The 5,450-nt window shown below is 48.7% G+C and carries 3 protein-coding genes; 1 reads left to right on the top strand and 2 read right to left on the bottom strand.

The window, feature by feature from the left end; translation table 11 throughout:
• Nucleotides 1-2,807, top strand: a 2,807-nt coding sequence (locus tag ACJ751_RS17395; RefSeq protein ID WP_407746793.1) for a gliding motility-associated C-terminal domain-containing protein, incomplete at its 5' end; no start/stop codon positions are given.
• 552 nt (nt 2,808-3,359) lie between these two features.
• Here ACJ751_RS17395 and ACJ751_RS17390 read toward each other — a convergent pair.
• Nucleotides 3,360-4,274: a helix-turn-helix domain-containing protein gene (locus tag ACJ751_RS17390; RefSeq protein WP_407746792.1), complete on the bottom strand. Its 915-nt coding sequence runs from the start codon at nt 4,272-4,274 to the stop codon at nt 3,360-3,362.
• Between the two features lie 6 nt (nt 4,275-4,280).
• Nucleotides 4,281-5,240 (bottom strand): NADP-dependent oxidoreductase, encoded by a 960-nt coding sequence (locus tag ACJ751_RS17385; RefSeq protein WP_407746791.1) that lies wholly within the window; start codon nt 5,238-5,240, stop codon nt 4,281-4,283.
• Between the last annotated feature and the right edge of the window lie 210 nt (nt 5,241-5,450).

Raw genomic sequence — 5,450 nt, 5'->3', positions numbered from 1 at the left:
TTTCCGGCATCTATATCGATCGAAGCAGCAATGTTTACATCGGCGCCGCCGGCAAAGGAAATGTCATTCAGGGCTTCGCAGGGGCCATCCTTGCCACCAACCAAACCTCACAGCCGTTCATCACCGACAATATAGTCATTCAAGGGAATATACTGGGCACAGACGAGAGCGGATCCAGCGCCAGTGTTGCGCAACTCAATGGCACCAGCATTTATGCCCTCGACATCACCAATTTGCAGATCGGGGGCCTCAACCCCGGCGAAGGCAATCTGATGAATCAGAGCGGTGACCCATTGGAATATCAGCTCATCGATGCCTCGAACTACGGCTATCTCAATATACAGGGTAACAAAGAAGGCACGGATATTACCGGTAATATCAGACTCTCACCCAATAACACGCCCTTCCTTATTGGTGGCAATGTATTTGTGGGGCAATCCTTCGTCACCACGAATATCATCAATAATGTCAGCATCGGCGGCTACAAGATCGAGTTTACACGTAGCCGTTTCGTTATACAGGGAAATCACATCGGTGTGGGACCGGACAATGTCACAAATCTTCTTAGCGGGGCAATCATTACTAATGGAGATAATATCTTGGTGAGTAATTGTGGTCCAGGTCTTATCGGCGGCCCCGATCCAGGTAAAAAAAACTATATAGCCAACAATAAAAATGGGGTGGTCGAAGAGTGGTGCAGCCCCGTCACGATCTCTCAAAACAGCTTTTTCTGCAATGCCACCGGCATCGTATTCGACCCGAACTATCCTCACCCTTCCCCCTACGCGAACATCACCGTCCTGACACCCGGCACCGTTGGCGGCACCGCCCTGGCCAATTCTACCATCGAGCTCTTCTATGATGACGAATGCCCCGGCTGCGAAGGAAAGACTTACATTGGCACTACTACCGCCGACAACGCCGGTAACTGGAACTATTCCCTTCCTGCCACTGGCGCCATCGTGGCCACCGCCACAGATACCTATGGCGCTACTTCTGCCTTTTCCACCGCTACCATCAATACGACCAACATTGTTGTGCAGAACGCCACCTGCGGCCACCGCAACGGCTCCATCAAAAACATCCAGGTCTCCAGCGGAACAGAATGGTACTGGGAGGACGCGGCCGGAAATGTCATCTCTACCAGCCTCGACCTTACGAACATTGGTCCCGGTACATATACCTTTGTAACTTCCATCGGCGGCCAGGCTTGTGATGCCAGCAGCATCCCCTATACAGTCACCAATGTCACCCTGCCCGCATTCGATCCTGCCTCCATTACGGTAAACTCACCCAGTTGCGGGCAGGTATCCGGTTCGCTTTCCTTGTCCGGCACATTCGATGCTGCAACAACCTATAGTTGGCTAAACGCAGGGGGCACCATTTGCCCGGATTTTAGCGTCGCGAATCCATTACAGGGATTGGCACCGGGGACCTACACGATGCAGCTCGCGCTTAAAAAGGACCCGACCTGCGTTGCACAATATGGTCCCTATACAATCACTTCCACGACCGCCCCTTCGCTTATCACCACATCGGTCAGCGTGATCGGCACTACCTGCGGCAATGCCAATGGATCGGTGACCGGAATGAGCTATCGGAACGCGGCGCCACCTGTTTTCTTGGCCTGGCAAAACGATCAGGGAGCCACCGTCTCCACCACGCTCGATCTCATCCACGCAAAAGCCGGCAATTACCGATTCGTGTTTAAGGACGGCGGCGGCTGTGATACTCTCTTTTCTCAATTATATACGATCCCGGACAACGGCACGATCACCTTCGACGCCAATGCAATGGTGATTAACCCTGCATCATGCGAAAAACCAAATGGCTCCATCACCGGCATCGTTGTGACGAATGCGGCTGTCTATAGCTGGTCAAATACTGGCAATAGCAATATCGTAGGCACAGCCCCCGACCTCACAGGTATCGCCGGCGGTGACTATCAACTCACCATGAGCAATGCCCTCGGCTGCCAGACACAGACACCGGTCCTCACTGTCCCGCAGATCCCCAAACCCTCCTTCGATTATAGCTTGCTAAAGGAGCATAATGACACCTGCAATGCCGGCATCGGGTCGATCAGCGATTTGCAAATGATCGATGCTGCCCGCACCTATACCTGGAATTGGTATACGGCAGGCAGCAATGCCGCTCCGATCGCCACCACAGCAGGCCATTTGGACAACCTTAAAGCAGGGGATTATAAGGCTGTTGTCACCGATCAATACGCATGTACGGTAACGGGTAATACGCTAACCATCGGCGATATCCAGCTCTCGCCTCAGATGCCGCCAATCGCCAGTCAGTATATCCCCAGAAATACCGCAACCACCATCATCATCGACAAGCCGCAACGGGGCGAGTACATCTTACTCGGTGTCCCTTCGTTTGGCGCGGCCGTCCTCGACACATCCGCATCCGGCATACTGCATACACCCATTATTCCAAAGGATGAGATGTTATATGTCGGATTTACGCGGGGCGATTGTAGCAGCGCCCTTGCGCCCGTAGCCATCAGGGTTTTTGATTCGGTACGCATCTTCGTCCCCAATGCCTTCACCCCCAACGGCGACGGCGCTAATGACCGCTGGCATCTCATCATTCAGGGCCTTACCAAAAAAATTCAGGTAAATGTGTTCGACCGCTGGGGTAGAATGGTTTTCAGCAGCAACGATCCCAATCTATCCTGGGACGGTACCGCCGGCGGCCAACCGCTCACCGGCACCTTCGTCTACATGCTCGCTGGGGTGGATTATTACGATAGGCCATTCCTGCTAAAAGGCACCCTCATTATTATCCGTTAAATTGGAAGCCTCCGGCTCCTCGCGCAAATGCAAAATGCCCAGCTTAAAAGCTGGGCACCGATGCCATTGCGTTTGCGGGCTGTAGGTTACAACTTTCGAACCTGTTTGTGGAGGATCTTAATAAAATAGAAAATTTCTGCAATGGGTATTTAATAAAGATTCAAAGATCAAAGTGAAAAAGGCATATGTGTCGGTGATGGGGATTGTGTTCGAACAAAAAGCTATTTGAATTTTATCGTGATCTCCATTCAGTATGTTTTAATGTTATCGTATAAGAATGACTGCGGAAATAAGTGAATCACACCAACTTACAGCAAAAAAAGCAGAGAGCGGGGGAAATAAACCTACCCTACTCCATATTGTTAGTCAATTAATTGAGCGCTGAAAATGTAAGGCTCCATTGATGACGCGTGTGTGAAATGATGAAATCAAATAAAGAAAGAGGGATTCGACACTACACTTTGGTGTGATTAGGAGCGATGATGCCATCATAAGTTCTTTGATCCAGATCATGAACGACAAGTTTGATGGGTATGCGACAGGCGAAGCTATCTAATTAACATTGAAGGAGGCACGGAATTCCAGTGGAGACTGGTTCGTTTTTGTTTTGAAGAGCCTGTTAAAGGATTGTGCGTGTTTAAATCCTAACTGGTAGGAAACCTCAGCAACGGATAAGCTGGTCGTGGACAGTTTTTCCTTGGCAACCTCTATCAATTTTTCATGGATATACTGTTGCGTGCTCTGGCCTGTGACGGTACTAAGTAAGGTGCTGAGGTATTTTGGGGATAGGTGTAGTTGGTCGGCAATGTATTGAACAGTGGGCAATCCTTTCGCAATCAGTTCATGAGTATTGAAGTATTGATCAAGCAGTTCTGCCAGTTTACCAACCAACTGCTGGTTGGTTTTTTCCCGGGTAATGAACTGCCGGTTGTAGAAACGCTCTGCGTAGGTAAGCAGGCTTTCTATTTGCGTGATAATGATCTTTTTGCTGAATTTATCAATGTTGTTATGATATTCCTGTATGATGTTTTCTATGATGTTATTGATGATGGTTTCTTCTTTGGCAGAAAGAAATAGCGCTTCCCTGATGGAATAGTCCCAAAAGTTGTACTGCTTGATGACTTTAGCAAGTGGCGTATTCCATAAGAAATCAGGATGAATGTATATCACCCATCCTGATCTTTTGGTTTCTATTGTTTCTTCATTAATGCCGATGCTGAAGACCTGCCGTGGGGACATGAATGACATGATGCCTTCATTGAAGTCGAGATATTGCTGTCCATACTTAACCTTCACATTCGACATTCTTTTCACCGCGATACTATAGAAGTCCATAGTCATATTCACAGGTTCTTCCTCCTGCATTTGCATAGGTGTAGAGATGTCTATGATACCGAACAACGGATGATTGGGGCGGGGCAGTCCCCTGTATTCATGAAATTCGCTGATGGTTTTAAAATGTCTCATGCTCTCTTAGTCTTTTATGATCTCCAGCACCAGTTTACCGCGTACATGACCGGCTTCATTTTCCCTGTGTGCTTCAGCAACCTGCTCCAGCGGAAATACTTTGCTTATTGTTACTTTCAGTTTGCCTTCCTCTATCATAGTTGCCATCTCCTTTAAACTATCATAAGTTTGAAATCCTACGAGCTCGCCGGTAGCCTGTTTTGCTGCAAGAGCTGCTTTTACGTCTTCGGCATACGGAAAATCAAGTTGCGAGCATACCAGTATACCTTCCTGCCTTAATACTTGTACGAATTTAAGACGGGTCTCGTTATCACGCACCGGTGAGGCATCAAAGATCACGTCTATGTCTTTCAGGATTTTTTCCCAAGGCTGGCTCCTGTAGTCAATGGCTTCATCGGCTCCCAGTTCTTTCAGAAAGGCCAGATTATGCGACGAAGCAGTGCCTATTACATACGCCCCTTTTGCTTTGGCGATCTGTATGGCCAGACTCCCCACTCCTCCTGCTGCGCCATGAATGAGTATCTTATGGCCTGGCTGTATCTTGCCATAATCGACTACCCCTCTCCAGGCCGTGGTACCAGCTAAAGGTATACCTGCCGCTTCTATGAAGGTAAGGTTTTGTGGTTTGATGGCTACCGATGTTGCTTTAGCCACAAAGTATTCGGCATAGCTGCCATCGCCGGGAAAGTTGGGAATGCCGTATACTTTATCACCTTTTTGAAAGCTGGTGACCTCAGCTCCAACTTCCTCTATGATGCCAGCAGCATCCCACCCCGGCGTAAGGGGCAGTTGCAGATATGGCCTCAGGATGTCATTGCCACCTCTTCTGATACTGCAGTCGACTATGTTTACACCACTTGCATAGGTCTTTACCAATACTTCATCCGATGCCGGTTTGGGTCGTGCTGTTTCTTCCAGTTTCATGACTTCTGGTTCTCCAAATTCATAAATCCTTATTGCTTTCATTGTTGCTTTTTTTGATGATGTAAAGCTCTATGATCGGAGGGGAATGAATGTAACCAAAGGTTTGTTTGTTGTAACCGGAAGTCTCTTTTCGAGCCCCCTGGGCGAACAGCATGACGAGATTGTAAAACGGCTGCATACAATGACATGCATCAGGCTGTCCCTTTCAGCGGAGAGAGAGGGATTAGCTACGCTGATCCCTGGGTAGGGGCT

Source organism: Niastella sp. (genome assembly GCF_045805085.1).
In the GTDB taxonomy this organism is placed as follows: domain Bacteria; phylum Bacteroidota; class Bacteroidia; order Chitinophagales; family Chitinophagaceae; genus Niastella.
This window is presented reverse-complemented; position numbering and strand designations above follow the sequence as displayed.